Genomic DNA, 26,432 nt, shown 5'->3' with positions numbered 1-26,432 from the left:
CCATGCCGAGGAGATGAAGCATGGCGGGTGGTCTCGCAATTGTGCTGAGCGGTGGCGGCGCCAAGGGCGCGTTCCAGGTCGGTGTCGTCCACGAGCTGGTGGTCAATCGCGGGGTCCGGATCGATATCGTCGCGGGCGTTTCGACCGGTGCGATCCAGGCGCTCGGCGTCGCGCAGGACGATGTACCGGGGCTGCTCGATGCGTGGCTCGGCATCCGGGGCAACAGCTCGATCTACAAGGAACGTCCGCTCGGCGTCGTCGGCGGTATCCTCGGCGAGGATGCGATCTACGATGCCGCGCCGCTGAAGAAGCTGCTCAAGGGGTTTGCCGATGACGCAAAGCTCGCTGCGAGCCGGCGCAAGCTGCTGCTCGGCGTCGTCAATCTCGGCACGGGCACCTATCGCAACATCGACGAGAGCGTGCCCGGAATTCACAACTGGGTTTACGCAAGCTGCGCGATGCCGCTGTTCTTCGACCCTTTGAAGACGCGGGCGAGCGACGGGACCGAAGAACAATGGGTCGACGGCGGCGTGCGCGACGTGACCCCGCTCAGCGCCGCGCTCGAGATGAACCCGCGCGGTGTGATCGCGGTCCGCGCATCGCCGGCACCGCAGCCGGGACCCGTTCGCACCTTCGGCAACCTGATCAAGATCGGGCTCCGCGCGGTCGATATCCTTCAGTCGGAGGTCTCTGCCAACGACCTTGCCGGCGCCGCGCTGATCAACGATCTGATCGCGGCGCGCGAGGCGCAGCTCCGCGCGCTCCAGTCGGAAGGCATCGGCGGAGCGCAGGCAGCGCGCATCCTCCGCCCGCTCGACGTCCAGATATCGCGCTACCGCTTCGCGCCGATCCGGATCATCGAGCCCGAGGAGGAATATTCCGAAACGCTCGACTTCGATCCCGCGAAGATACGCAAGGCCATCGACGCGGGGCGGCGAGCGGTCGAGCGGGAATGGGACGCACTCGAACCGCTGCTCAGTTGATCAGTCGGTGGTGATCTCGATCTCGCGGACCTGCCTTATGTCCTCCGACGAGGAGCCCGCCATGATCTTGTAGCGGCCCGGCACGATGCGCCATCGGCCGCTCTCCGCATCGAACCGCGAAAAGGCGCGCGGGTCGAGCGCGACGGTGACGGTCCGGCGTGCCTTTGCGGCAAGATCGACCTTGGCAAAGCCGCGCAGCGCAATCGGCGCTTCGCCGGGCGCGGGCGCGAGAGGCGCGACGTAAAACTGCACCACTTCCTTGCCGGCACGCTTGCCCTCGTTGCGAAGGGTGAGCTTTACCGGGACCGCTACGCCGCCCTTGACGCGCGTGGGTGCCGACAGCGCCGAATAACCGAAGCTCGTGTAGCTGAGCCCATGGCCGAAGGCGAACAGCGGCTTGATGCCCTTCGCGACATAACCGCGGTAGCCAACGAGCAAGCCTTCGGAATAGGGCGTCTTGGCGCCTTTGAGGTTGATCGTGTCATCCTCGGTCCGCACCGGAAAGGTCACGGGCAGCTTGCCCGACGGGTTGACCTTGCCGGTCAGCACATTGGCGAGCGCCGCCGCGCCGCCCTCGCCCGGCAGCCACATGTCGACAATTGCCGGCGCCTTGTCGGACCAGGGCATGGTCATCGCCGCGCCGGCGTTGACGACGACGGCGGTCTTCGGGTTGGCGGCGATAATCGCATCGACAAGCTTGTTCTGGTCGCCGGGCAGATCGAGCGAGGCGCGATCATAGCCCTCGCCCTCGGTGGTCGAAGACGACCCGACAAACACCACCGCGGCATCGGCACCGCGCGCGGCCGCAACGGCCTCGTCGAACGATGGCAGCGGCTCGCGAAGGCCGAAGCTCAGATATTCATAGGGCGTCTGTCCGTTCACATAGTCGATGCGGATCGGATAGCTGCGCCCCGCTTCGAGTTCGACCGACACGGTGCGTCGCGGAATGGGGAAACCGAGTACGTCGCGATTGTCGGGCTTCGATGCGCTTTCCTTCGACAGCACGATCTTGCCATCCAGCGTAATCGTCGCATTGCCGGTACCGCGCGTGCTGAATTCGTAGGTCCCGCTCTTCTCGGGCCACAGCAGTCCTTCCCAGCGGAACGCCGCATAGCCGGTAACCTGCGGCCCCGCGATATTGCCGCTGATGCGCTTCAAAAAGCTTTTGGCGGTTTCGCTCTTCACCGGTTCGCCGGTCATCTCGCCGTTGGCATAGTAGGTCGCGGCAAGACCGGTTATGCTGCGGTCGGTCCCGACACTGAACAATCCGGGATTGGCCCCGGGCGGCGTCTCTTCATTGTCGACACCCCTGGCATAGACAATCTGTACGTCCGGCAGCGCAGCCTTGAGCGCCGCGAGAGGCGTGCTCGTCTCGAACGGCACGACCGCCGAACTGCCGCCGCCCTGGATGCGCACGACGTCGGCGTTGGGACCGATTACCGCCAGCGACCTGATCGACGACGGCAGCGGCAGCACGCCGCTGTTCTTGAGAAGAACGATCGCTTCTTCGGCGGCGCTTTGCGCGAGCGCCACATTGCGCGGCATCTCGGCAGCGACGGGACGCGCAACGCCGCGTTCGATCGCGCCACTGCGCACGATCAGCCGCACCATGCGCCGGGCATTATCGTCGAGCTGCGCCGTGGTGACCTTACCGTCTTCGACAGCTTTTTTGAGCTTGGGCCCGAAATGGTTCGGCGGTCCCGGCATCTCGAGATCCATGCCGGCGTTGACCGTGGTCGCGGTCGAATGGACCGCGCCCCAGTCGGATACGACAAAGCCTTTATAGCCCCATTCGGTCTTGAGCAGATCGGTCAGCAACCAGCGGTTCTCGGCCGCGTGGGTGCCGTTGATCTTGTTGTACGACGCCATCACCGACCAGGGATCGGCCTGCTTGATCACCGTTTCGAACGCCGGGAGGTAGATTTCGCGCAGCGTCCGCTGGTCCACCACCGAATCGACGATGAAGCGGTTGGTTTCCTGATTGTTCGCGGCAAAATGCTTGAGCGACACACCGATCCCCGCGCTTTGGGCGCCCTTCACATAGCCGAGCCCGATCTGCCCCGCGAGATAGGGATCTTCCGAATAGGTTTCGAAATTGCGGCCCCAGCGCGGGGTGCGCACTATGTTGACCGTCGGTGCGAGCAGCACGTCGGCGCCGTGCGCGATCGTTTCCTTGCCGATCGCCGCGCCGACCTCGGCCGTGAGATCCGGGTTCCACGTCGCCGCCATCGCGACACCGACAGGAAAGACGGTCGCAGGCTTGCCCTCGGGCGAGCGCACGCCTGTAGGACCATCGGTCATGCGGATCGACGGAATGCCGAGCCGTTCGATCGGGTTCAGCGTCATCGAGCTTTCGCCCGCGAGCAGCAGGATCTTCTCGTCGAGCGTCAGCCGCCCCATCAGGTCATCGACCCGCGCCTCGATCGGCGCCGATTTGTCCTTGTAGATCATTTCCTGCGCCTGAGCGCCGGACAGCGCCACCGTGGAGGACAGCAGAGTTGCCGCCAGATAGGCTGTCCGGCTTTTCATTACTTGATCTCCGCCAGATCCTTGGCCGTCGCCGCGAGCATTTCGTCGGTAATCTTGCCGTTCGAATAGGGTTGAAGCTGCGTCAGGCTGATCGCCTTGAACATTTCATACTCCGGCAGCGCGATCATGCCGGGGAAGTGCTTTTCGATCACCGCCTTGCCCTTTTCATCGGCGACGATGTCCTGCAGCGGGGTGTCGAGGTTGAACTTGGCGTCGCTTGCGGGCACGGCATCGGCGGCCGGCGCGGGCGCCGCGGGAACGGGCGCCGGGGCGGCGGTGTCCTGAGCAGAAGCGGGGGCGGCTGCCATCAGCGCCGCAACAAACATGGCAGTTTTCATTTCACATCTTCCTTTTCGAGATCGGCGACCATCGCTTCTCTGATCAGATACTTCTGGACCTTCCCCGTCACCGTGGTGGGGAATTCTCCGACGATACGCACGTAACGCGGGACTTTATAGTGGGCGATCTGCCCGCGGCAGAATTCGCGGATCGCTTCGGCATCGGCGCTGGCATCGGGCTTCAGCCGTACCCACGCGCAAAGCTCCTCGCCCATACGCTCGTCGGGAATGCCGACCACCGCGACATCTTCGACCGCGGGATGGCGATAGAGATAATCCTCGACCTCGCGCGGGTAGATATTCTCGCCGCCGCGGATCACCATATCCTTGAGGCGGCCGACGATATTGCCATAGCCTTCGGCATCAATCGTCGCGAGGTCGCCCGAATGCATCCAGCCATCAGCGTCGATCGAATCCGCGGTGCGTTCGGGTTCCTCCCAATAGCCGATCATCACCGAATACCCGCGGGTGCAGAGCTCGCCGGGTTCGCCAGAGGGAACGATATCGCCGTTCACATCGACGATCTTGCATTCGAGATGCGGTTGCACCCGCCCGATCGAACCGACGCGGCGTTCGAACGGGTCGTCGGGCGCGGTCTGGAAGCTCACCGGGCTGGTTTCGGTCATGCCATAGGCGATCGTGACGTCGCGCATGTTGAGCCGCTCCACCACTTGCCGCATCAGCGGTTCGGGACAGATCGCGCCCGCCATGCAGCCGGTGCGCAGCGAAGACATATCGAAGTCGTCGAAGCGCGGATGCGCGAGCACTGCGATGAACATTGTCGGCACGCCATAGAGCGAGGTGCAGCGTTCGGCCTCGACCGCGCGCAGCACCGCTTCGGGGTCGAAACCTTCGGACGGATAGATCATCGCGGCGCCGTGGGTGATGCTGGCCAGATTGCCCATCACCATGCCGAAGCAATGATATAGCGGCACCGGTATGCAGATGCGATCGCCCGCGCCGAGCCCCTGCGTGCGGCCGACGAAATAGCCGTTGTTGAGAATGTTGCGATGGCTGAGCGTCGCGCCCTTGGGCAGGCCCGTGGTACCGCTCGTGAACTGGATATTGATCGCGTCGTTCGGGTCGAGTGTCGGGCCGATCGCGGCGAGGCGCTGGCGATCGGCGTCGGCCGCACGGTCCTCCACATCGTGAAACGCCAACCAGCCCGGGCGGGCTCCGCCGATCAGGATCAGCGAGCGCAGTGTCGGCAACCTTGCGGCGCGAAGCTCGCCCGGCGCGCTCTGTACTGTCTCGGGAGCGAGCTCCTCGATCATTGCGGGGTAGTCGCTGGTCTTGAAACTGGTCGCGGCGACGAGCGCCGACAGCCCGACCTTGTTGACCGTATATTCGACCTCGGACATGCGATAGGCGGGGTTGATCGTGACGAGGATCAGCCCCGCGCGCGCGGCGGCGAACTGGGTCAGCGTCCATTCGACGCAGTTCGGCGCCCAGATGCCGATCCGGTCGCCCGGGTTCAGTCCGAGTGCGAGCAGCCCGGCCGCGAGGGCGTCGGATCGCTCGAGCAGTTCGGCAAAATTCCAGCGGATGCCCTGCCCGACCGAAACCAGCGCGTCGCGTTCACCCCAGCGATCGGCAGCGAGCGCGAGCGCGTCGCCGATCGTATGTTCGATCAGCGGCGGTTCGATCGCCCCCTTGACGTGGCTTGTCATTTACCGGGCGCCTCGCACGCGAAGCTCGCGGCATCGTCGGTCGAGTCCTTGCCGTCCCACTTCGCGACTTTGGGGAAGGGGCAGAGGGGACGCGTCCGTCCGGCCTTTGCAGGCAGGCCGATATAGGCGAACAGGTCGTTGTCATATTTCGTCGCGATGATCCGCTCGGGCGCGGGTCCGCCTTGCCGCCAACCATCGAGGGCCGTCAGCGGGTCGAAATTGTTGGGTCCAGGTCCGGCAAGGCAGTGCGACATGCCAGGAACCATGAACAAGCGGACCGAGGCGGATGCAGCCTTCGGGTTCGCCGCGACGAGGCGCTCGTAATAATCGACGGTGTTCTGCGCCGGGATCCCGGCATCATTCCAGCCATGATAGAGGATAAGCTTGCCGCCGCGCTTGTAGAAGGCGGTAAGGTCGGTCCGGTCGGCATCGAGATCGCCGCCGACACGCGCCTTTGCCAGCGCATAGTCGCGGTCCAGGTTGAATTCGGACAACTGCCAGTCGGGGTTGGCGTGGACGAAATAGCGAAAGAAGGCGGTGCCGAATTTCACATGCTGCGACGTCTTGCCGGTCAGCCACTGCGACCAGGTGCCCGCCTCGGCCTCTGCTCCGGGAGCGAATCCGGGGTAGAAGCCTTTGCCGTCGGCGGTCTTCGGCCCTTCGTAGAAGAGCTTCGCGGTAGTGACTTCGCCCGGAGTCAGGCAGTCCGCGCCCTCACCGCCCTTGCACGCGAGCTTCGCGGGGTCGAAATGGCAGGCGCGCGGATCGTCGATCACGCCATCCTTGACGCCGTCGAGGCTGTCACACTGACCGAGCGACGCCGATTGGAGCAGCTTCAGCTTCGCCATCGACAAATCGCCTCCGGGCTTGCCCGCCACGACGGCATTGTTCGCAAAGGCGCTCGCCATCCGCGTCCAAGGCATCGCGGGCGCACCAGCGATGATCGCGTCATAGTCACCCGGGAAACGCTGCGCGAGGGTGAGCGCCTGCCGGCCGCCATCCGAACAGCCGTGGAAATAGCTCGCCGCAAGCGGGTCTTCATAATAGGCCGCGATCACCTGCTTGGCGGTTTCGGCGCCGACATGATTGGCTCGCCAGCCATAGTCGCGGATCTTTTCGGGCGCGCCCAGCGCCCAGCTCGCGTCGACATCGGCTTCGCCGAAATGCCCCATATCGGTGCCGACCGCGGCATAGCCCTTTTGCACCGCACCGCGCATCAAGAGCGACGGCAGCAGCATGTTCGCGCCGAAGCCTCCGTTGCCCGCACCGAGCAGCTTGCCATTCCAGCTTGCGCGTTCGGGCAGCCATACCTCGACCTTGATCGACGATCCCGGCACCGGCGACAGCATCGCCTGCACGCGGCAGAAGGCGGCAGGTGCCGGCAGACCGGGCTTGCCTGCCTCCAGATCGACCATCGCGCCACCCGCGAGCGAGGTCGCGGCATCGATCTTGCCGTCCTTCAGCGCCATGCCGGCCAGCGCTTCGCAGCCGCTGACCTTTTGGGCGGAAGATGCAGGTGTCGGCGCTGGCTCGTTCGCCGTGCACGCGGCGAGCAGCGATCCGCTGGCGAGCAGGAAGAAAGAGGCGGTCCTCATTTGCCGACGAGTCCCTGGCCGCGCATCCAGTCGGTCATCGCGTCGGTCCATGCATCGCTCGCCTTGCCGCTCTTTTTCATGCCGAAACCATGGCCTCCGTTTTCATAACTCACGATCGTGCTGCTGGCGCCGGCGCTCTTCCATGCAGCGGCGAGCCGCACGCTGTCGTCATACGCCAGCTTGTCGTCCTTCGCCGCAGCAACAAACAGCGGCGGCGCCTTCTTCGACACCGCGATCGTGTCGGGCAGCAATCCGGGATAGATGGCGATCGCGAAATCGGGGCGGCTCGCGGGCTTGTTCGCCGCCAGCGTCCACACCGTCACCGCGCCGCCTGCCGAAAAGCCCATCAGCCCGACACGGTTCGATTTGATGCCGTAACGGGCCGCATTCTTGCGCACCCACTTCACTGCATTCTCGCCGTCGGCGGTCGTGAGCGGGCGCAGCGGCTCGACCGCAGTGCGCAGCGCGGGAAGATTGGCGAGATAGCGCATCATCTGGATCGGAAAATCGGCGCCGGTTTCGAGCAGGCGATATTTGAGCACGAATGCTGTGACGCCCTGGCTGTTCAGCCATTTGGCGACCGCCTCACCCTCATTGTCGATCGACAGCATGTGAAAGCCGCCGCCCGGGGCCACGATCACCGCGGTGCCGTTGGGTTTATCCGCCACATAAGGCGTGAGCGTCGCGTCGGACACATTGCGCACGATCGTCCCGAATGGCCCCGTCTCGCGCACCTCTTTGGAGGTTGCCGGAACAGGGTCCGAAGACAGACGGATCACTTCCCACGCGCAGGCGGGGATAGCGACGATAGCGAGCGCACCGGCAACGACGGCGGAGAGGCGCATGGTCAGGTCTTTCATTTCTTCTCGTTCCGTGCGGCGGCGATCGCGGTCAGCGCAGGCGAACTGGCTGGCGCCATTTCGGTCGTGGCGATACCGATCGAAAGCAGCTGCGGGGCGGCGGGATCGAGCCGCGACCAGAGCGGCAGTCCGCTGCCGTTCGGGTCGCCGGTTTTGGCAAAATTGGTCCAGTAGTCACCCAATTGCTTTGCCGCAGCGCGGTCGGCGGGCGCCGCATCGGCGGGCAGATTGCCGAACTGGAATGCGACGTCCGACGCGTGGACCGCGCCGACATCGGGCTTGCGCTGGCTTTCGGCGACATAGCCGAAACGATAGAGGAAGGCTGGCGCCCCGCCTCGCGCCTGCAACAGGCCGAAGGCGAGCGCCGGTTCGGCGAACATCACGTCGCCGCCAAGCCGCCGGTTCGCCTCGTCCTCGCTGGCATAAGCCGCCTTCACCGCCGCCGCGGAGGCGCCCAGCGCCTTTTCCACCGGCCCGTTCACCATCGCGCGGAACGGCGCGGGGATGAAGCCCAGCTCATCGTCGTTGCTGCCGATGATATAGGGGATGCGCGCCTGCCTGCCCTCGGCAAAAATCGTCTCGGCGCCGGCGGGAACGATCGTCCCGTCAGTCATCGGTCCCGAATAGCGGTCCTCTTCCTTGCTCATCAACGCGAGGCTGCCGAGCACCTTGTCTGCCGGCAGAGCGCGCAGCGCCGCGGCATCGGCAGCGCCTGCACGCGTGCCGAACACTTCGCCCTTTGCCTGCGCCTCGACCAGCGTCGGCCAGTCGTCGCGGCCGCCGCCCGACGCGACGATCGCGCGCGCGAACAGACCCTTCGCGGCAGGCGATGCCATCAGGCGCGACACAGACTCGCCACCCGCGCTTTCGCCAAAGATGGTGACCTTCGCCGGATCGCCGCCAAACGCCGCAATATTGCGCTGAACCCATTTGAGCGCCGCGACCTGGTCCATCAGCCCCCAGTTGCCGTCCTTGCCCAGTGCGGGATGCGCGAAGAAGCCGAAGCGGCCGAGGCGGTAGTTGAAGCTGACGATTACGACGTCGCGCGTTGCAAGCAGGCCGCCGTCGGTTTCGGGAAGCGTGCCCGATCCGCCGACGAAGCCGCCTCCGTGAATCCAGACCATCACGGGCAGCTTGGCACCCTTGGCTGGCTTCGGCGTCCAGACGTTGAGCGTCAGGCAATCTTCGCTCATCGGCCGCGATCCGGGCTGGATGCCGGGCAGCGGGTTTTGCATGCAGTCGGGGCCGTATTTCGTCGCGTCGCGCGGCGCGCTCCACGAGGCGACCGGCGCCGGCGCGCTCCAGCGAAGATCGCCGACGGGCGCCGCCGCATAGGGGAGGCCCCGGAACGATGCGACGCCGTCGGCGGTCGCCCCCGCGACGGCACCGCTGTCGATCACCACCTGCTGCGCGGCGACAGGTGACGCCACGACCGCGGCCGAAAGGAATAAAGCGCGGATCATGGCGTGCCTCCGGTATTGAAGATGAAACGGCCGGGTCCGGTGCGATAGACCGCATAGCCCGGCTCCGGCCGCACGGCCTGTGCCCCCGAGGGCGCGGCGATTCCGCCGAAGCGCGTCGGCACCCAGATTTCACCGGCGGTGTTCGGCGGCACTTCGACCGTGAGCGTCAGTTTGCGGTGTGAAGCGAACTGCCACCCCGAGAACGCGCGGCCGTGGACCGTCTCCATTGCCGCCTCGGCGCTGGCGAGGCCGTCAGGAATAGCAGGCTTGACGAGCACGACCTTGTACCCCGGTGCGCCCGGCCGCAGCCCGGCCAGCCGCTGGCGCATCCAGTCGGCGATCGAGGCGAAATAATGATGGTCGCGCGAGCGGCTGTTGAGGCTCCACGTCTCGAACATCGTCGAATGGCCGTTCTTGATCCACCAGCCCCAGCCTGGCTCGTCGGTCCGCGTCGCGACGCGATAGGCAATATTCGCATGGCCATAATCGCTCAGGATTTCGAGCAGGTAGCGCGCGCCATAGACGCCGGTACGGAGCCCCTGCTTGTCGACGTCGCGCGCGATGGTGTCGGCAACGCCTTGCTCACGGCCCGCCGGAACCATGCCGAAGGCCAGCGGCAGGATATTCTGGACCTGCATCGGCGGACCTGCGACGCCCTTGGCATCGACCGTGCGGTACCAGCCGTTCGCGGCGTCCCAATAGCGTGCATTATAGGCGGCGCGGATATCGCCCGCGAGCTTGCCATAGCGCACCGCGTCATCGACCTTGCCGACGATGGCCGAGGACCTGGCGAGCAGGTCGGCCTCGTGGAAGAAATAGGCGGTCGTCACCGCGTCGATGCCACCGCCGCGCGCATTGCTGTAATCCATCCCGCCCGCCGATGCCCATTCGGACAGCCCCGCCGAACGCTGGTAATCGGGCGCCTTGATGAAGGTCGCGGTGTAATCGACGAGCCGGCGCTGCATGTCCTGATTGTCGGCGAGGATGCGCGTGTCGCCGGTGGTTGTGTAGAGCTCCCACGGCAGGATCATCGCCGCGGCATCCCACGGCGTTGTTGGCCCCCAGATCACGTTCCAGCCCGGCGTATTCTCATAGCCATAAAAGGGCGTCGTCGGGGCGATCTCGGGAACCTCGCCCTTCTCCGATTGCGCATCGCGGAAATCGGCGAGCCACTTGGTCCAGACGCGCGCGATGTCGAGGCTGCGCGCCGCCGCCCCGGCCGAAGCCTGCGCATCGCCGCTCCAGCCGTTCTTTTCATAGGTCGGTGTATCGGTCTGGAAACCATGGAGATTGTTGAGGATCGATCCGATCGCGGCGGCATCGATCCTGTTCAGCAGCGGATCGGCGCTGGCAAAGCTGCCGGTACGCGCCACCGCCGAATGGACGATGCGCGCGGTCAGTGCGCCTTCGGACGGCGTGCCCGGAAAACCCTCGACTTGCACATAACGAAAGCCACGGTAACCGAAGCGCGGTTCCCATTGTTCGGCGCCCTTGCCCGCGAGCGTATAGCGGTCGGTCTGGAGCTGCGCGTCGATCAGCCCTGCGGCGGGAACGACCTTGCCGTCGTCGGCGAGGCGTTCACTCGCAACCATCGACACGGTGAGCCCGCGCGGACCGCTGACTTTCAGCACCGGCCAGCCCGCGACGATGCGACCGAAGTCGTAGACATGAACGCCGGGGGCGACTTCCTTGACCGCGACGGGCGCGATATTTTCGACCGGTTCGATTGCTTCGGAGTTGGCGGCGACAAGCTGTCCCGCCGGCCCGGCAACGACCGATGCCGCCTGCCATTTGCGGTCGCGGAAACCTGTACGATCCCACCCCGCCGGAACCAGCCGCGCATCGAAGCGCTCGCCGCGATGCACCGAGTCATTCAGGGTCGGACCCGAAACCGTGCGCCAACTACCATCGGTTACGACCGTTTCGCGCGTCCCGTCAGCATAGGTAACTTCGAGTTGGGCCTTGAGCGCGGGTTCGGCGTGCCAAGGTGCCGCGTGGAAGTACCATTCATTGGGATCGGTCAGCCCGTACCAGCCGCGCCCGAGTTCGGCGCCGATCACATTCTCGCCCCGCCGCAGCAGACTGGTGACGTCGAGGGCATGGCCGAGGACACGTTTGTCATAGGCCGTGAAGCCCGCACCAAGTGATGAACCGATGACAGTGCCGTTCACCGACAGACGCGGCATACCCGCACCCGCATAATAGAGGCGTGCACTGGCCACCGGCTTGGCGAGGCGAAAGGCGCGCCGGACGAGCGGCGCGGGGGCTTCGATCGGCAGGACGAGGTCGACCCCCGGAACGCCGCTTGCCACGACGAGCCCGTCCTTCGCCACGCTCCCGCCGGTAAAGGGATTGTCGCCGCCGGCGAAATCGAATGTGACCGCGGGGCTTTGCGTGCCCGTCACGCCGACCTTGTGGATGATCGCCGCGCCGGCCTCCTTGCCGGCGAAGCCGATCGTGCCATGCTTGTGCGCATCATTGTCGACGGTCGCGACGACCGTGCCGTCAATGCGCGTGATGATATGCCCGCCCTCGGCCCGGATCGACAACGCGATACGGCGTCCCTTGATCGGTGCGGGCAGTTTCACCTGCCCCAGTCGCTCCATCCTGATCGCCGAACTCGTTCCGCCCGGATAGCGACGCAGCGTCTGGATCAGTTCGGGCCCGTTCTTGTCGTCAGCGAGCGTCCAGACATAGGCATCGCCATAGGTCTTTCCGTTCGGAAGCGCGCGAAACAATATGTCGACACTCTTGCCTGTCAGCGTGAGATCTGCGTCGAGCGTCAGGTCGCCCCAATCATGATCGCGCCGCACTGGCCCCGAAATCCATTGCGCCTGCCAGTCCGACGCGCCGAGCAGCCCTGTTTCCCACCAAGCGGGCGTGCTCCAGCCGGTGGCGTTGCCATCGGTATCCCACACCTGCACCTGCCACCAATATCTCTTGTGCGAGGCGAGCTTCGGTCCGGCGTAGGCGATCTGGACATTATCCGCCGACGCCACCTTGCCGCTGTCCCACAGCGGCGCGCGCTCGAGATCGGCGGCCGAGGTCGCAACGCGGATGCGATAGGCGCTCTGCCGCGCGACCGGAGAGAGCCACGCCAGCCTCGGGTGCGGTTCGTCGAGACCGATCGGCTGGACGGCGTATTCCACCTTGAGAGCGGAGGGCACGGCGGGCGCGGCGGCGCCCGCCGGCTGCCCGGCCGCCGGGTTCGCCAGCAGCACGGCAATGGGCAACAGGATCTGCACAAACTTCATGTGGCCGCCGTCATGTCATGGCAGGAAGTCCGAAACCGCCGGCTTCCCATGTCATCAGAATTTCTTGCGGATGCCGAAGCTGAACAACCGGCCCAGAGTCGAACCATTGGTATAGCTGCCCAGCGTGTCGATAAAGGGCGGATCCTCATCGAACACATTGTCGACATTCAGCGTCAGCATCGTGTCTTTCAATATGCCCCCGCCGGGCAGCGAATAACCGAAGAACAGGTCGACCGTCTTGAAGCTGTCGACCTTGGCCTGGTTGGCGAGGCCGAGGATCGGATAGCCGTCGCGATAGTTCAGCTTTGCCAGTGCGGTGAAGTCCCCGACACTCCCGCCGAGCGTCGCCACCAGCGCAATCCGGCCGGTGCCGTTCTTGAGGTCATTGCCATAGGGGTTGCCCGCGATCGGCTGGGTCTTGCGGCTCAGCGTGTAGGTTCCCGCAATGCTCGCATTGATCGAGCCGAAGCCCGTCTGCCGCACATATGCCACGTTGAAGTCGATGCCGTCGGTCTTGATCGAACCGAGATTGGTGCGCCGCGCGTCGATCAGAATATAAGGCGACGTGCCGGCATAGAGCGACTGGATGCTCGGCGCGCCGTTCAGCTGGAGGCTTCCGACCGCCGCGAGCGCTTCGGCGAGCGTGGGGTTCGTATTATAGAAGCTGCTGTAGCCCGGATCCGAAAACAGGATCGGCGAAAGGAAGGGCGGAACGGCGATCGCGTCGGTAAACTTCACATTGTAATAGGTCGCACTGACCACCAGACCCGGGGCCATATCGGGCTTCCAGTCGAAACCCAGCGACCAGGTCTTGGCCTTTTCAGGTTTGAGATCGGGGTTGCCGCCGGCAAGGATGATCGTCGGCCGCGCCGAGTTTAGCTGATCGACCTGCGCCGGTGTCAGCCCGGGAATGGTTTCGGGCGGGCCACGGAACGGGCTGAACAGCAGGATTTGCGCACGCGAATCCGATGTGCTGGTGGTGTCCGCAAGGCTGGGCGCGTGGAAAGATGTGCCGTAATTGCCGCGGATCGTGAAATCGTCGAAGGGCTTGTAGATGAAGCCGATCTTGGGATTGGTCGTACCGCCGATGTCGTTGTAATCGTCGTAGCGGATCGAGCCCGAAATGCTGAGCGCGCGCATTCCGGGGCTGCCATTGCCCTCGCCGAAGATCGGGATCAGCAGCTCGCCAAAGGCCGATTTGACATCGCGCGACGTATAGGAATCGATCGCATTGGTGAAAACGCCGCGGCGGTCGAGATTGATCAGCGAATCCAGATTTTCATAATGATATTCGGCGCCGATCGCGAGGCGCACATCGCCGCCCGGAAGCGTGGCCAGCGAACCGTCCGCGATCATACGAAGCTCGGCGAGCTCCTGAACCGCACGGCCATAATTCTGGAAATCCCCGATCGCGGCAAGCACCGCGGGATTGCTCGATGCGGGATCATAAGGGTTCAGCGCGGTCGCGAGGGTAGTTCCGCCCAGCGCCGCTGTCGCCGCGGCGCTGTTGATGGTATCGTCGAGAATGAGATTATAGCTTCGTCCCAGATTGGCCTGGGCGCGGATCTGCCAACCGCCGCCGGCATCAAGCTTGAAAGCAGGCGTGATGCCATAGGATTCGAAGCGCGCCTTGCTCGTCACCGTATGGCCGAACACGTCATCGAATGCCATCGATACCGATTGCGCGGGCGAAAAGCTGACCGGCCGGAAATAGGGGTTCGCGGCCGTTACAAAGCCCGAGAAGCCCGGTTGCTGGGTCAATGTCGTCGTATCGCGCTGTGACCAATAGGCCGTAGCCGAAAATTCGAGATCATCGGACAGCTGCTGGATCAGGGAAGCAAAAACACTATGCCGCTCTTCCCTCGGATAAAGGTCGGTATAAAGGGCCCCCTCGCACAAATTGGTCGTGTTGGGCGCCATGCCGGGTAAGGCATAGGGGACGTTGCCCGGCAAGAAAGGAACCAACGGCAAGCCCGTCAGCGGATTGGTGGGGTTGTCGATGATATTGCCCGGCGAACAGAGCTGCGTCCTGAAATCGCTGCCCCCGCGCGCCGTATGATCCGCCCGCGTATAATCGCGGTCGATATTCTGGATATTGTCGTGCCACGCATAGGAATAGGTGGCAAAGAGCGAACCGCTGCCCCAATCCCTTCCGACGGTGACGTTGCCATCGACAGTCTGATAATTGTCCGCAACGCCATAACGCGCGTTGACCGCGACGCCGTCAAAGCGCTTCCGGGTGATGAAGTTGATCACGCCGCCGATCGCATCGGAGCCATAAACCGCGGAACCGCCGTCGGGCACCACTTCCACACGGTCGATGATTTCGGGCGGGAAAATCGACGGATCGACGCTCGTCTGCAACACGCCGGCCCCGACGAGGCGATGGCCGTTGAGCAGGACCAGCGTGGTCGTCCCGCCCGAGGCACCAAGATTGCGAATATTGGGGCGTACGATCGGCAATGCAAAGCTGCCCGTACCCGTGGGCACGGTCGCGAAATTGCCGACCTGGGGAATGGAGGCGAGCAGGTCGTTCGTCGAGGCCGCACCGGTCGCAAGGATATCTTCGCGATCGATGCCGACGACATTGGTCCCGACGGGCGCGACGCCGCGCAGCAGCGTGCCGGTGACGATGATATCGGCGTCGGTCGGCGCATCGGGATCGACGTCCTGCGCGTAGGCGCCGCTTGCGCCGATCAGCGCCCCGGCGCAGGCCAGCACCGAAATACCTCGCCGCCACGCGCGACGCCGCGCAACAATATCCCGACCCGCAGCATTCATCGCCATCATCGCATCCTCCCTGCATCCGCATTGCGGATTGTCCCTTTTCGACGGAGGTGCCTGCACGGCAATCCTACTCCTCCGATGCAACGCTTCTCCGAACGTTTTCGCATCACTGCTCATTATTTGTCTTTAGCAATCACGTCAATGATCAAATTCAATCATACAGAACACCGATAGCGCGGCAAGCCGCGGTTTTTCTTCCAAGGCTGCGGAATATTCAGGCGAGGACGACGCGGATGCCGGCGGCTTCCATCATCGCGACATGGCGCGTTTCAATCGCGGAGTCGGTCACGACCACATCAATCTCGTCGAGCGAACAGACGACGTTTCCCGAGGGGCCCGAAAATTTCGAGCTGTCGACGAGTACGATGATCTCGTCGGCACGTTCGATCAGGCGGCGCTCGGCGGCGACGAGGATCACGTCTGCCTGCATCAGCCCTGCGGGGCCCATCGACGCCGCGCCCATGAACAGCTTCGGCGCGTGAAACCGCGGCATCCCGTCGTCGCCGGCCGCCGACAGGACGATATTCTGTTCGCGGAACACCTGCCCCGACGGCACGAGGATACGTGTCGTCGGCTGCGGGAGGAGCGCGCTGACGATATGCAGCGAGTTGGTCAGCACCTGCAGCGCGAGGCCGTCGAGATGCGGGCACATTTGCAGCGTCGTCGAGCCGCCGTCGATCATCACGCCTTCGCCCGGGATGCAGAGTTGCGCGGCTGCGCGCCCGATCGCTTCCTTCGCACTACGATTGCGACCGATATTTTCATGGAAGGGGATACCCGACAGCCCTTCTTCGGGCACGGTTGCCGCTCCGCTGGCTGCCCCGACACGCTTGGCTCCGCCGCGTACACGCGTGATAACGCCCGCGTCTTCCAGCCGATCAAGGTCGCGGCGGATCGTAGCGGGCGATGCAGCGACGCGGCCTTCAAGGTCGCGGAACGAGACGAAACCGCTCTCTCCAAGGCTGTCGAGGATCATTTTTTCGCGTTCGGCTGCGTGCATTTCGGTCCCTGTCTGATTATGCCTTTTGACGGGAGCTGCGCCGAGTTGCAATCGAATGATTAGACGATCCCTGCCGCAGCACCCGCAGCCTTGCGTTCCTGTGCCTTGCGACCACGCCACCCGCTAGAGCGATAGGCGGCGATGGCATCAATCGCGCCGCCCGCTTCGGCGCGCGCCGCGGCGAGGATCGGCGTGACGTCGGTGCGGTATGCCATGCGCAGGGTCTGGAACGCCAGCATCGTGTCATTTGCTTCCTGCGCGGCGAGCAATGCTTCACGGTCGACGAGCAAAGCCTTGGCATAGGCCGCAACGATCGCTTCGGCGGACGACAACATGCTCTCGATCGGGTCGGTCACATTGTGCGACTGGTCGATCATATAGGCGGGGCGGAAGTCGCCGCGCGGGTTCACCTCGGCCTCGATCAATTCGTTGAAGACGAGGAAAAGCTGGTGTGGATTGATCGATCCGCTGTCGAGATCATCGTCGCCATATTTGCTGTCGTTGAAGTGGAAGCCGCCGAGCTTTCCGAATCGGTGCAGCCGCGCGACGATCTGTTCAATGTTGACGTTTGGCGCGTGGTGCCCGAGATCAACGAGGCATTTCGCCTTGTCGCCCAGTTCCTGCGCGACGAGGATCGAGCTGCCCCAGTCGGAAATCACGGTCGAGTAAAAGGCCGGCTCGAACATCTTGTGCTCGATCAGCATCCGCCAGTCGCCGGGCAGCGCCGCATAAACCTGTGCGGCTGCATCAAGGTAACGGTCGAGGCTGCGGCCGAGATCCTGCTGCCCCGGAAAATTGGTGCCGTCGCCTACCCATACCGTCAGGTCGGTCACGCCGAGTTGCCGGCCGATCTCGATGCATTCGATGTTATGGGCGACCGCCTGTTCGCGCACGTCGGCGCGTGTGGAGGACAGCGAGCCTGTCGCATAGCTCACCGCCTGCCCCGGCTGATCCTGGAAGGTGTTGCTGTTTACCGCGTCGAAGCCGAGGCCGAGCGCGGCGGCTTCGTCGCGCAGACCGCGATAATCGCTGACCCTGTCCCAAGGGAAATGCGGGCTGACGCGCGGTGTCGCGCGACCGAGCTGCTGGATGACCGCGCAATCTTCGAGCTTTTCGTGAATATTGGTCGGCTCGCCCGCGATCGGGAATTTGGCAAAGCGCGTGCCACCGCGGCCAGCGCCCCAGCTCGGCACGGCGACCGAAAAGCCCGCAACCATGGCCTTCACCGCGTCGATATCGATCCCGCGCCGGCCAAGCTGGCGACCAAGGCTGCCGTAATCGTCTTCGAGCGCGTCGGTCAGACCGGCGTTCAATCGCTCGATATCGTCCTGTGCGAGCGGCAGATCGCCAGCCATAACTCTCTCCTGATTTCGTATCTTATCGCGTAAATGCCTGCGCATTGCCCGCGTCGACGTTGATCATGTTGCCCGTCGACTTTGCCGACATGTCGCAGCCGAGGAAATAGACCGCCTCGGCGACATCCTCCGGCAGCACGTCGCGCTTCAGCATCGAGCGATTACGATAATGTTCCTCGAGCTCGCTGCCCGAATCGATCCCGTGCGCGCCCGCGCGCTCGCGGCGCCAGTCGCCGTCCCATATCCGCGATCCCTTGATTACCGCGTCGGGATTGACCGTGTTGACGCGGATGCCGAACGGCGCCCCCTCCAGCGCAAGGCAGCGCGCAAGGTGCAGCGCTGCAGCCTTTGCCGACGCATAGGCCGAAGCATTGGTCGCGGCGGCGATGCCGTTCTTCGATCCGATAAAGACGATCGACCCGCCGCCTTGCGTCTTCATCAGCGGGAAAGCGGCGCGCGCGGTCAGGAAATAGCCCTGCGCAAGCACGTCATAATTGCGTTGCCACAACTCGAGGGTGGTGTCCTCGATCGCCGCCGACGACGCGATGCCCGCGTTGGCGACAAGAATATCGAGCCCGCCAAATTCGCGCGCGCACGTCGCAAAGGCTGCGGCAACCTGTGTCTCGTCGGTGACGTCGCACACCGCCGAGCGGATCCGGTCGCGTCCGAAGCGTCCTTCGAGTTCGTGCGCGGCCTTGGTCAGCGCATCGGCGTCGCGGTCGACGAGCAGCACGCACGCATCGTCCGCGGCAAGCCGCTCTGCGGTCGCGGCACCGATACCGCCCGCCCCGCCCGTGACAAGCGCGATGCGACCCGCAAGCGGCTTGGGTTTCGGCATGCGCTGGAGCTTCGCTTCCTCGAGCAGCCAATATTCGATGTCGAACGCTTCCTGCTCGTCGAGCCCGACGTACGCGCCGATCGCCTCGGCGCCGCGCATCACGTTGATCGCATTGGCATAGAATTCGCCAGCCAGACGCGCGGTCGTCTTGTCGCCGGCAAAAGTTATGCGGCCGATACCCGGAACGAGGACGACGACCGGATTGGGGTCGCGCATCGCGGGCGAATTGGGCCGCGCACAGCGCTGGTAATAGGCCGCATAATCGGCACGATAGACATCGATCCGCTCGCCGAGATAGGCGGCATCGTCGACCCGCGCCGGGTCGAGGACGAGCGGCGCGATCTTGGTGCGCAGGAAATGGTCGGGGCAGGACGTGCCGATTGCGGCAAGCTTCGCAAAATCGCGGCTGCCGGTGAATTCGAGCGTTTCGGCGTCGTCGGCGAAATGCCCGACGCGCCGTCCGCCCATCAGCCCCCGCAGCAGCGGCATCAGCTTCGCCGCCGCAGCGGCACGTTCCGCGGCAGGGCGCGGCGCGACGACCTCGCCCCCAAAGGCGGACGCACCGGCCAGCTTCGCGTTCAGATAATTTGCGGCGTCGGTGATCAGCGCGATCGTGTTGTCGTAGCAAGCCTTGGCGCTATCGCCCCAGCAAATGATGCCGTGCCCCGCCAGCATCACGCCGCGGAGGCCCGGATGCGCAGCGACATAATCGCGCAGTTTCAATCCGAGGTCGAAACCCGGGCGCTGCCAAGGCAACCAGCCCACCGCCCCGCCCCAGATTGCCTTCGTCGCGACTTCGCCTTCGCTCGACGCGGCGAGCGCAATGATCGCGTCGGGGTGGACATGATCGACATGCGCGAAGGGCAGATAGCTATGGAGGGGCGTATCGATCGACGCCGCGCGGGGATTGAGCGCGAAAGTACAGTGCGGCAGATAGCCGACCATTTCATCCTCGTGCGCAAGGCCGCGATAGAGTTTTTCGAGGCCCAGCAGCTTGTCCTGGTAAAGCGTGGAGAAGCCGTCGAGCTTCATCGAACCGATATCACCGCCCGAGCCCTTCACCCACAGGACAGGGACGGCTTCGCCGGTCAGCGGATTATATGCTTCGAGTTTGGCCGAGGTATTGCCGCCGCCGAAATTCGTGACGGTGAGGTCGGAGCCGAGGCGGTTCGAGCGATAGAGGAGCAGATCTTCGGGCGACTTTCCTTCCGCCTCTTCATCCGACCAGCGATTCGCCGGGATGGCGAAAAGCAGCGCGGCGGCGTTCGATGGTGTCGGTACGTCCAGAAGATTGGGCATATAGGAAACTCGTTGTTTCGGTGTTTGACGGCTTGTATCGAAATCACTGGCGTCCTGCAATCAGTTTCGATAAAGTTCGATCAAATTCGGTCGCGATGAAGCAAAGGGGGAGGAATGAAGGGCCGCGCAACCATAGTCCTCGATATCGGAAAAACCTTGGCAAAGTTGAGCCTTTGGTCTGCCGACGGCGCAATGATCGAACGCCGCGTGCGCGCCAATGCGCGCGTTGCGACGGGGAGCTATGCCGCGCTCGATGCGGAAGGCATCGAGGCATGGATGGCCGAGGTGCTGCGCGACTTTGCGAGACTGGCCGATGTCGGCGCGATCATCCCCGTCGGCCATGGCGCCGCTGCCGCGATCATCCGCGGCGACCGCCTCGCCTGTCCGCCGCTCGATTATGAAGACGCGATGCCCGAAAGCCTGCGCGCGCTATATGACGCCGAACGCGACGCCTTTTCCGATACCGGCTCGCCTTCGCTTCCGGACGGCCTGAACCTCGGTGCGCAGATTTTCCGCCTCGAATCGCTCGACACCAATCTCGTCAATGGCACGCAAATTCTTCCGTGGGCGCAATATTGGAGCTGGCTGCTTTGCGGCGTCGCGGCATCCGAAGTGACGAGCCTTGGCTGTCACACCGACCTCTGGACCCCCCTCGCCGGCAAGGCATCCGCCCTCGCCGAGCGGCGCGGCTGGGCCGCCCGGCTGGCTCCGCTACGCGGCGCAGGCGAGGTGCTCGGTACGCTGACGCCCGCATGGGCCCAGCGCACCGGCCTGCCCGTCGATACCGAAGTCTATTGCGGGCTCCACGATTCGAACGCCGCGCTGATCGCGGCACGCGGCTTTGCAGAAATCGCCGACAGCGAATCGACCGTGCTGTCGACAGGCACCTGGTTCGTCGCGATGCGCTCGCCCCGGGATGCCGCGTCGATGGATACAAGCCGACTCGACGAAGCGCGCGATTGCCTTATAAATGTCGACGCGTTCGGCAAGCCGATCCCCTCGGCACGCTTCATGGGCGGGCGCGAGATCGAGACGCTGATCGGCCTCGACACGCGCCGGATCGATATCGCCCCCGACCAGCCCGCGTTGCTCGCGGCGCTCCCCGAGGTGCTCGACAATGGCGCGATGGTCTTGCCGAGCTTCGCACCGGGCTTCGGCCCCTTCCCGCATGGCCGCGGCCGTTGGGTCGCCGAACCCGCAGATCATGCCACGCGCCGCACCGCGGTGTCGCTTTACGCAGCGCTTGTCGCCGAGGCGTCGCTCGACCTGATCGGCACGCAGGAACGATTGCTGATCGAAGGCCGCTTCGCCGAAGGGCAGGTTTTCGTGCGCGCACTCGCCACGCTGCGGCCCGACCTTCGCGTCTATGTCGGCAAGGCGCACAACGACGTCTCCTATGGCGCGCTGCGCCTGCTCGACGCGGCACTGCCGCCTGCCGAAGCGCTCGAACTGGTGGAACCGCTCGACGTCGACCTAGCGCCCTATCGCGATCGGTGGCGCGCGGAAGCCGGACGGATGGAAGAAACCGCGTGAGGCCGGCATCGATCGGCGATTACCGCGAAGCCGCACGGCGGCGTCTGCCGCACTTCCTTTTCGAATATTTCGACGGCGGCTCCTACGCCGAGCGCACGCTGGGCGCGAATATCGACGACCTGCAGGATATCGCACTGCGCCAACGCGTGCTGAACGACGTCTCGACGATCGACCTGTCGACGACGCTGTTCGGCCAGCAGCTCGCAATGCCCGTCGCGCTCGGCCCGATCGGTCTTGCCGGCATGGCGGCGCGGCGCGGCGAGGTGCAGGCGGCGCGCGCAGCGGCAGCGAAGGGCGTGCCCTTCACCCTCTCGACAGTATCGGCCTGTTCGCTTGCCGAAGTTGCACGCGGGTGCACGGCGCCCTTCTGGTTCCAGCTCTATATGGTGCGCGACCGCGGCTTCATGCGGACGCTACTCAATGAAGCAAGCGCGGCCCTTTGCCCGGTGCTCGTGTTCACGGTCGACATGCCGCTGCCCGGCGCACGCTATCGCGATACCCGTTCAGGATTGTCCGGCGCTACGGGTTTGCGCGGGCAAATGCGGCGCGTCGGTCAGGCCATGAGCCGCCCCGGCTGGGCGTGGGACGTCGGCATCCACGGCCGCCCGCACCAGCTCGGCAATGTCGCGCCGCTGCTCGGGCCCAAATCGGGGCTCGAGGATTTCCTCGGCTGGATGAAGGATAATTTCGACCCGAGCGTGACATGGGCCGACCTCGATTTCGTTCGCGCGCACTGGAACGGGCCGATCGTCATCAAGGGCATATTGGATGCCGACGATGCGCGTCGTGCGGCGGAGACGGGCGTCGACGGCATCATCGTGTCGAACCATGGCGGGCGGCAACTTGACGGTGTGCCCTCGGTAGCACGCGCGCTTCCGGCAATCGCGGATGCAGTCGGCGACCGGTTGACTTTGCTCGCCGACGGCGGCGTGCGCTCGGGGCTCGACGTCGTTCGCATGCTTGCACTCGGCGCGCAGGGCGTACTGCTCGGCCGCGCCTGGGCCTTTGCGCTCGCAGCGGACGGCGCGCGCGGTGTTCGCCATGTGCTCGATCTGATCGAAGCCGAGATGCGCGTTGCCATGGCGCTGACTGGCGTGACGAGTATCAACAAGATCGGCGCGGAGACGCTGGCCGCCTGACGACGACAAAGACGGGAACGAGGGGAGAAAAAGGATGGATGCGAACCCGCTGCTTGGCGTGTTCTTTCACTGGTTGGGCGGGCTGTCTTCGGCTAGCTTCTACGTGCCGTACAAGCGCATCCGTGCCTGGTCGTGGGAGATTTTCTGGATCACCGGCGGTATTTTCTCGTGGCTCATCGCACCATGGCTGTTCGCGTCGATCCAGACGCATGATTTGATCGGCGTACTGAGCCGGACGCCGACTGACATCTGGTTCTGGTGCTGGTTCTGGGGCGCAATGTGGGGGCTTGGCGGCCTGACCTTCGGGCTCACCATGCGCTACCTCGGGCTGTCGCTCGGCATGGCGGTCGCGCTTGGGCTGACGACGGTGATCGGGACGATGGGGCCGCCGATCTTTCGCGGCACATTGGGCGAACTGTTCGCGACGACGAGCGGGCAGACGGTGTTCCTCGGCATAGCGATCACCTTGGTCGGGATCATCATCGTCGCGCAGGCCGGGCGCCGCAAGGAACGCGAGATGAGCGATCGGGCGGCGTCCGACGCGTCCGAATTCAACCTGCGCAAGGGGCTCGCGATCGCAGTCTTCTCGGGGATCATGTCGGGCTGTTTCGCATGGGGCCTCGATGCCGGGGCGCCGATCCGTGAACTGACGCTCGCCGCCGGAACCGATCCGTTGTGGCAGGGCCTGCCGGTGCTGTGCGTCGTACTCCTCGGCGGGCTCACCACCAACCTGATCTGGTGCGGCATCCTGATCGCACGCAACCGCAGCGCGCGCCAGTTCGTCGGTGAAGCCGCACCGGGCGCGACCGAACGCCCACCGCTTGCGATCAACTACGGCCTCGCCGCGCTCGGCGGCACGCTCTGGTATTTCCAGTTCTTCTTCTACACGATGGGCGAAAGCCAGATGGGGCGCTTCGGCTTTTCGAGCTGGACGCTCCACATGGCGAGCATCATCCTCTTTTCGACGCTCTGGGGCTTCGCGCTCAGGGAATGGGCGCCCGCCGGAAAGCGAACGCGCGCACTCGTCTGGCTCGGGATCGCCGTGCTGATGGCCTCGACCGTCGTGATCGGTCTCGGCAACAGCCTCGCGTAAGTTCTAGGCGGGCGTCGCGGCGAGTTCGCCGCGCGCCTGCCGGAACACTTCGATACTGCCCCAGATCGCCAGCATCGCCATGATCGCGGCCACAGCAAGGTCGGGCCAGCTGCGCCCCGTACCGAAGACGCCGAGCGCTGCGCCCATAACGGCAATATTGCCGATCGCGTCGTTGCGCGAGCAGATCCACACCGAGCGCATGTTCGCGTCGCCGGTGCGGTAGCGATAGAGCATCAGCGCGACCGCGACATTGGCGGCGAGCGCGAGCGCGCCAATCAACCCCATCGTCTCGGCATGCGGCGCCGATCCGGTGACAAAACCCCAGACCGCCGATCCGAACACCCAGAGGCCAAAGACGAGCATCGTCCCCGCCTTCAGCAAGGCGGCGCGTGCGCGCCACGCCAGCGCCATGCCCGCCACGCCGAGGCTGATCGCATAGTTGGCGCTGTCGCCAAGGAAATCGAGCGCATCGGCCTGAAGCGCGCGTGAGTCCGCGGCAACGCCCGCAACGATCTCGACACCGAACATCGCGGCGTTGATGATCAGCGCGATCCACAGGATACGCCGCCACTTGGGGTCATTGAGCGCGGTCTTGCCGCTTTTACCGGCACAGCATTGATCGGCCATCGCCGAAATCTCCTGTTATCTTCGAGTCGGCATCCTATATGCACCCTGTAGCCACTACAGGGTCAAGCAATGAAAATCGGCGAACTGTCGCGGGCGACCGGGACCAATATCGAAACCATCCGCTATTATGAGCGCATCGGGCTGCTCCCCGCGCCCGATCGCACGGCGGCGAATTACCGCAGCTATGGCGACGCGCACCGGTCGCGGCTCAGCTTCGTCCGTCATTCGCGCGACCTCGGCTTCACGATCGAGGAAATCCGCTCGCTGCTCGACCTCTCCGACGATCCTGCGCGCGACTGCGGCGAAGCCGACCGTATCGCGACCGCGCATCTCGAACAGGTCGAAGCGAAAATCGCGCAGCTGGCATTGCTCCGCGACGAACTGGCGCGCATCGTCGGGCGCTGCCGCGGCGGCGTTTCTGCCGATTGCCGCGTGATCGAGGCTCTCGGCGATCACCGCCACTGCGAAAGCGCGCACCAGGGCGGTCCGGCCACCCTTCGGCAAGGGCAGAGGCAACCAACATAGGTCAAGGACTGCCGTTCAATTCCACTCGGTTCGTCTTATGCGCCGGAACTCGCGCCGCTCGCACGCGTCGGTCGAACAGGTTGGGGGCGTCGCCCCCGACGCCTGCCAACCGTTCCCCAGCGAAACGAGGAGACGGAAAATGGAAAGGCAAACATACAGGGACAGCCGCAACGCAGACAGCGAGCGCGAGACGCAGGTGGACCCATTCCACGACCGGGAAACAAACCGCAACGACGACGGCTATGCCTATGGCAGTTATCCGGAGGCGGGGTTCAGCCCGCGTGACGCAGGACGCTACGGCGACTATGGCCGCAGCGGGCGCGAACGCACCGAACGCGGGCATTACAGCGCCAATCGCCCGCGCGACTACGCCGGCAACGACTGGAACCGCGGCTATGGCTCGCGGCGTTATCGGGACGATGATCAACGCCATACCGACCGCGACGACGGCGATCGCTATCGCGGCGGCAAGCGCGAGCGAAACTGGCGCGACGAGGATGAACGTCAACCGGCATGGGCTTATATGAGCTACGCCGATCCTTACGGCTGGCCCACCTATATGCCCTATGCAAGCGCCGATTTCGGACGGTCAACCTACGACCGCAGCGGTTATGCGCCGCGCAGCCGCCATGAACGCGGCTTCTTCGAGCGCGCGGGCGACGAGGTATTGTCGTGGTTCGGCGACGAGGATGCCCAGCGCCGTCGCGAGCGCGATCACCGGGGACGCGGGCCCGCCGACTATGTCCGTTCGGACGACCGTATCCGCGACGATGTGAACGACCGGCTGACGGAGGATTATTGGGTCGACGCCTCGCGCATCGGCGTGATTGTGTCGGGCGGGGAGGTCACGCTCGACGGCACGGTGGACGGAAAGCGCGCCAAACGCCGCGCCGAGGACCTTGCCGACGATGTGACGGGCGTCAAACATGTGCAGAATAACCTGCGCGTCGACAGCACGTCCTTCGCACCGCAAGGCAGCTGAGGATTTTCCTGTGCCGAAGGCATGGGAGATGGCGGAAGGGCTCCGCCGGAAGAACGTTGCAGCCCTTCCACCATCCGCGACGCATACGGTCCGCCTCCCCAACGCGTCGCGACGGGAGAAGATCGGGGACAGAAAAAGGAAAGGTGGGACGATTCTGTTGCCCGGCTCGTCCCCAGCCGCTGGTATCCGATTCTGTTGCCCGGTTCGGTCCGAACCGCGTTCTATTTGAATAACCTTAGGCCGTGAAGCTTATCGGTTACGCAGCCAGAGCGAGTGCTTCGTTATCGTTAGCACTTATAGGTTTGAGCCTTGAACGGGTTACTCAGCCCGGGCAAAAACATCGTCTTTGAACACACGTCGATCCTGGTTCGGCCCCGTCAGAAACCCGTGTCCCCATCAAGAAACGCGGGTTTGTGGTGGAGCCGCCGGGTACTGCCCCCGGGTCCGCTGTGTCTATTCCACGACACCATTTATCACCATAGCCGGCCGAAACCGGCATGACTTATATAGGAAGCCCGCCCGCATTTGGAAAGAGCGGGCGGGCGTTTTGTCGTGGACAGGG

General features: G+C 64.6%; 18 protein-coding genes and 1 other RNA gene. 6 read left to right on the top strand and 13 right to left on the bottom strand.

Annotated elements, in window-relative coordinates:
• Positions 1-20 precede the first annotated feature (20 nt).
• Positions 21-983, top strand: a complete 963-nt coding sequence (locus VN047_RS09635; protein WP_325542123.1) for a patatin-like phospholipase family protein — start codon at positions 21-23, stop codon at positions 981-983.
• Here VN047_RS09635 and VN047_RS09630 read toward each other — a convergent pair whose 3' ends face one another.
• The 11 genes from VN047_RS09630 to VN047_RS09580 form a co-directional block, all read right to left on the bottom strand.
• Positions 984-3,512 carry a beta-glucosidase gene (locus VN047_RS09630; protein ID WP_325542121.1) on the bottom strand — a complete coding sequence of 843 codons (2,529 nt, stop codon included), beginning with the start codon at positions 3,510-3,512 and terminating at the stop codon, positions 984-986.
• Positions 3,512-3,850: a hypothetical protein gene (locus tag VN047_RS09625; RefSeq protein WP_325542120.1), complete on the bottom strand. Its 339-nt coding sequence runs from the start codon at positions 3,848-3,850 to the stop codon at positions 3,512-3,514. Before VN047_RS09625 ends, VN047_RS09630 begins: the two co-directional genes overlap by 1 nt.
• Positions 3,847-5,520 (bottom strand): AMP-binding protein, encoded by a 1,674-nt coding sequence (locus VN047_RS09620; protein WP_325542118.1) that lies wholly within the window; start codon positions 5,518-5,520, stop codon positions 3,847-3,849. The genes VN047_RS09625 and VN047_RS09620 overlap by 4 nt, the downstream gene beginning before the upstream one ends.
• Complete coding sequence (locus tag VN047_RS09615) at positions 5,517-7,115, bottom strand: tannase/feruloyl esterase family alpha/beta hydrolase (protein WP_325542116.1); 1,599 nt, start codon at positions 7,113-7,115, stop codon at positions 5,517-5,519. The genes VN047_RS09620 and VN047_RS09615 overlap by 4 nt, the downstream gene beginning before the upstream one ends.
• Positions 7,112-7,975 (bottom strand): alpha/beta hydrolase, encoded by an 864-nt coding sequence (locus VN047_RS09610; RefSeq protein ID WP_325542114.1) that lies wholly within the window; start codon positions 7,973-7,975, stop codon positions 7,112-7,114. Before VN047_RS09610 ends, VN047_RS09615 begins: the two co-directional genes overlap by 4 nt.
• On the bottom strand, positions 7,972-9,438 hold the full coding sequence (locus VN047_RS09605) for a carboxylesterase/lipase family protein (protein WP_325542112.1): 1,467 nt from the start codon (positions 9,436-9,438) through the stop codon (positions 7,972-7,974). Before VN047_RS09605 ends, VN047_RS09610 begins: the two co-directional genes overlap by 4 nt.
• Positions 9,435-12,692 (bottom strand): family 78 glycoside hydrolase catalytic domain, encoded by a 3,258-nt coding sequence (locus VN047_RS09600; RefSeq protein WP_325542110.1) that lies wholly within the window; start codon positions 12,690-12,692, stop codon positions 9,435-9,437. Before VN047_RS09600 ends, VN047_RS09605 begins: the two co-directional genes overlap by 4 nt.
• Before the next feature lie 54 nt (positions 12,693-12,746).
• Entirely contained in the window at positions 12,747-15,482 is a 2,736-nt protein-coding gene (locus VN047_RS09595; RefSeq protein ID WP_325542108.1) for a TonB-dependent receptor, read from the bottom strand.
• Between the two features lie 211 nt (positions 15,483-15,693).
• On the bottom strand, positions 15,694-16,479 hold the full coding sequence (locus VN047_RS09590) for a DeoR/GlpR family DNA-binding transcription regulator (RefSeq protein WP_325542106.1): 786 nt from the start codon (positions 16,477-16,479) through the stop codon (positions 15,694-15,696).
• Between the two features lie 59 nt (positions 16,480-16,538).
• The gene (rhaI, locus tag VN047_RS09585; protein WP_325542104.1) at positions 16,539-17,834 is read right to left on the bottom strand and encodes an L-rhamnose catabolism isomerase; all 1,296 of its coding nucleotides are present in this window, start codon (positions 17,832-17,834) and stop codon (positions 16,539-16,541) included.
• Between the two features lie 22 nt (positions 17,835-17,856).
• Positions 17,857-19,971, bottom strand: coding sequence for a bifunctional rhamnulose-1-phosphate aldolase/short-chain dehydrogenase (locus VN047_RS09580; RefSeq protein WP_325542102.1), 2,115 nt, complete (start codon positions 19,969-19,971; stop codon positions 17,857-17,859).
• 192 nt (positions 19,972-20,163) lie between these two features.
• Here VN047_RS09580 and VN047_RS09575 point away from each other — a divergent pair, with 192 nt between their 5' ends.
• Genes VN047_RS09575 through rhaT form a run of 3 tightly spaced genes read left to right on the top strand, consistent with a single transcriptional unit; the run spans position 20,164 to position 23,736 of the window.
• Positions 20,164-21,504 (top strand): carbohydrate kinase, encoded by a 1,341-nt coding sequence (locus VN047_RS09575; RefSeq protein WP_325542100.1) that lies wholly within the window; start codon positions 20,164-20,166, stop codon positions 21,502-21,504.
• Complete coding sequence (lldD, locus tag VN047_RS09570; protein ID WP_325542098.1) at positions 21,501-22,643, top strand: FMN-dependent L-lactate dehydrogenase LldD; 1,143 nt, start codon at positions 21,501-21,503, stop codon at positions 22,641-22,643. Before VN047_RS09575 ends, lldD begins: the two co-directional genes overlap by 4 nt.
• Positions 22,644-22,677: 34 nt before the next feature.
• Entirely contained in the window at positions 22,678-23,736 is a 1,059-nt protein-coding gene (rhaT, locus tag VN047_RS09565; protein WP_325542095.1) for an L-rhamnose/proton symporter RhaT, read from the top strand.
• Between the two features lie 3 nt (positions 23,737-23,739).
• Here the strand turns inward: rhaT and VN047_RS09560 are convergent, their stop codons facing one another.
• Positions 23,740-24,363: a cation transporter gene (locus tag VN047_RS09560; RefSeq protein ID WP_325542094.1), complete on the bottom strand. Its 624-nt coding sequence runs from the start codon at positions 24,361-24,363 to the stop codon at positions 23,740-23,742.
• 69 nt (positions 24,364-24,432) lie between these two features.
• Here VN047_RS09560 and VN047_RS09555 point away from each other — a divergent pair, with 69 nt between their 5' ends.
• Positions 24,433-24,888, top strand: coding sequence for a helix-turn-helix domain-containing protein (locus tag VN047_RS09555; RefSeq protein WP_325542092.1), 456 nt, complete (start codon positions 24,433-24,435; stop codon positions 24,886-24,888).
• 139 nt (positions 24,889-25,027) lie between these two features.
• Entirely contained in the window at positions 25,028-25,870 is an 843-nt protein-coding gene (locus VN047_RS09550; protein WP_325542090.1) for a BON domain-containing protein, read from the top strand.
• A gap of 181 nt (positions 25,871-26,051) precedes the next feature.
• On the opposite strand, the gene ssrA is transcribed toward VN047_RS09550, so the two are convergent.
• Positions 26,052-26,406, bottom strand: a transfer-messenger RNA (tmRNA) gene (ssrA, locus tag VN047_RS09545).
• Positions 26,407-26,432: the final 26 nt, after the last annotated feature.

This window comes from Sphingopyxis sp. (genome assembly GCF_035565275.1).
GTDB lineage: Bacteria > Pseudomonadota > Alphaproteobacteria > Sphingomonadales > Sphingomonadaceae > Sphingopyxis.
This window is presented reverse-complemented; position numbering and strand designations above follow the sequence as displayed.

Coding starts and splice junctions, on each gene's coding strand:
- VN047_RS09635 (WP_325542123.1), top strand. CDS start 21: ATGGCGGGTGGTCTCGCAATTGTGCTGAGCGGTGGCGGCGCCAAGGGC.
- VN047_RS09630 (WP_325542121.1), bottom strand. CDS start 3,512: ATGAAAAGCCGGACAGCCTATCTGGCGGCAACTCTGCTGTCCTCCACG.
- VN047_RS09625 (WP_325542120.1), bottom strand. CDS start 3,850: ATGAAAACTGCCATGTTTGTTGCGGCGCTGATGGCAGCCGCCCCCGCT.
- VN047_RS09620 (WP_325542118.1), bottom strand. CDS start 5,520: ATGACAAGCCACGTCAAGGGGGCGATCGAACCGCCGCTGATCGAACAT.
- VN047_RS09615 (WP_325542116.1), bottom strand. CDS start 7,115: ATGAGGACCGCCTCTTTCTTCCTGCTCGCCAGCGGATCGCTGCTCGCC.
- VN047_RS09610 (WP_325542114.1), bottom strand. CDS start 7,975: ATGAAAGACCTGACCATGCGCCTCTCCGCCGTCGTTGCCGGTGCGCTC.
- VN047_RS09605 (WP_325542112.1), bottom strand. CDS start 9,438: ATGATCCGCGCTTTATTCCTTTCGGCCGCGGTCGTGGCGTCACCTGTC.
- VN047_RS09600 (WP_325542110.1), bottom strand. CDS start 12,692: ATGAAGTTTGTGCAGATCCTGTTGCCCATTGCCGTGCTGCTGGCGAAC.
- VN047_RS09595 (WP_325542108.1), bottom strand. CDS start 15,482: ATGATGGCGATGAATGCTGCGGGTCGGGATATTGTTGCGCGGCGTCGC.
- VN047_RS09590 (WP_325542106.1), bottom strand. CDS start 16,479: ATGCACGCAGCCGAACGCGAAAAAATGATCCTCGACAGCCTTGGAGAG.
- rhaI (WP_325542104.1), bottom strand. CDS start 17,834: ATGGCTGGCGATCTGCCGCTCGCACAGGACGATATCGAGCGATTGAAC.
- VN047_RS09580 (WP_325542102.1), bottom strand. CDS start 19,971: ATGCCCAATCTTCTGGACGTACCGACACCATCGAACGCCGCCGCGCTG.
- VN047_RS09575 (WP_325542100.1), top strand. CDS start 20,164: ATGATCGAACGCCGCGTGCGCGCCAATGCGCGCGTTGCGACGGGGAGC.
- rhaT (WP_325542095.1), top strand. CDS start 22,678: ATGGATGCGAACCCGCTGCTTGGCGTGTTCTTTCACTGGTTGGGCGGG.
- VN047_RS09560 (WP_325542094.1), bottom strand. CDS start 24,363: ATGGCCGATCAATGCTGTGCCGGTAAAAGCGGCAAGACCGCGCTCAAT.
- VN047_RS09555 (WP_325542092.1), top strand. CDS start 24,433: ATGAAAATCGGCGAACTGTCGCGGGCGACCGGGACCAATATCGAAACC.
- VN047_RS09550 (WP_325542090.1), top strand. CDS start 25,028: ATGGAAAGGCAAACATACAGGGACAGCCGCAACGCAGACAGCGAGCGC.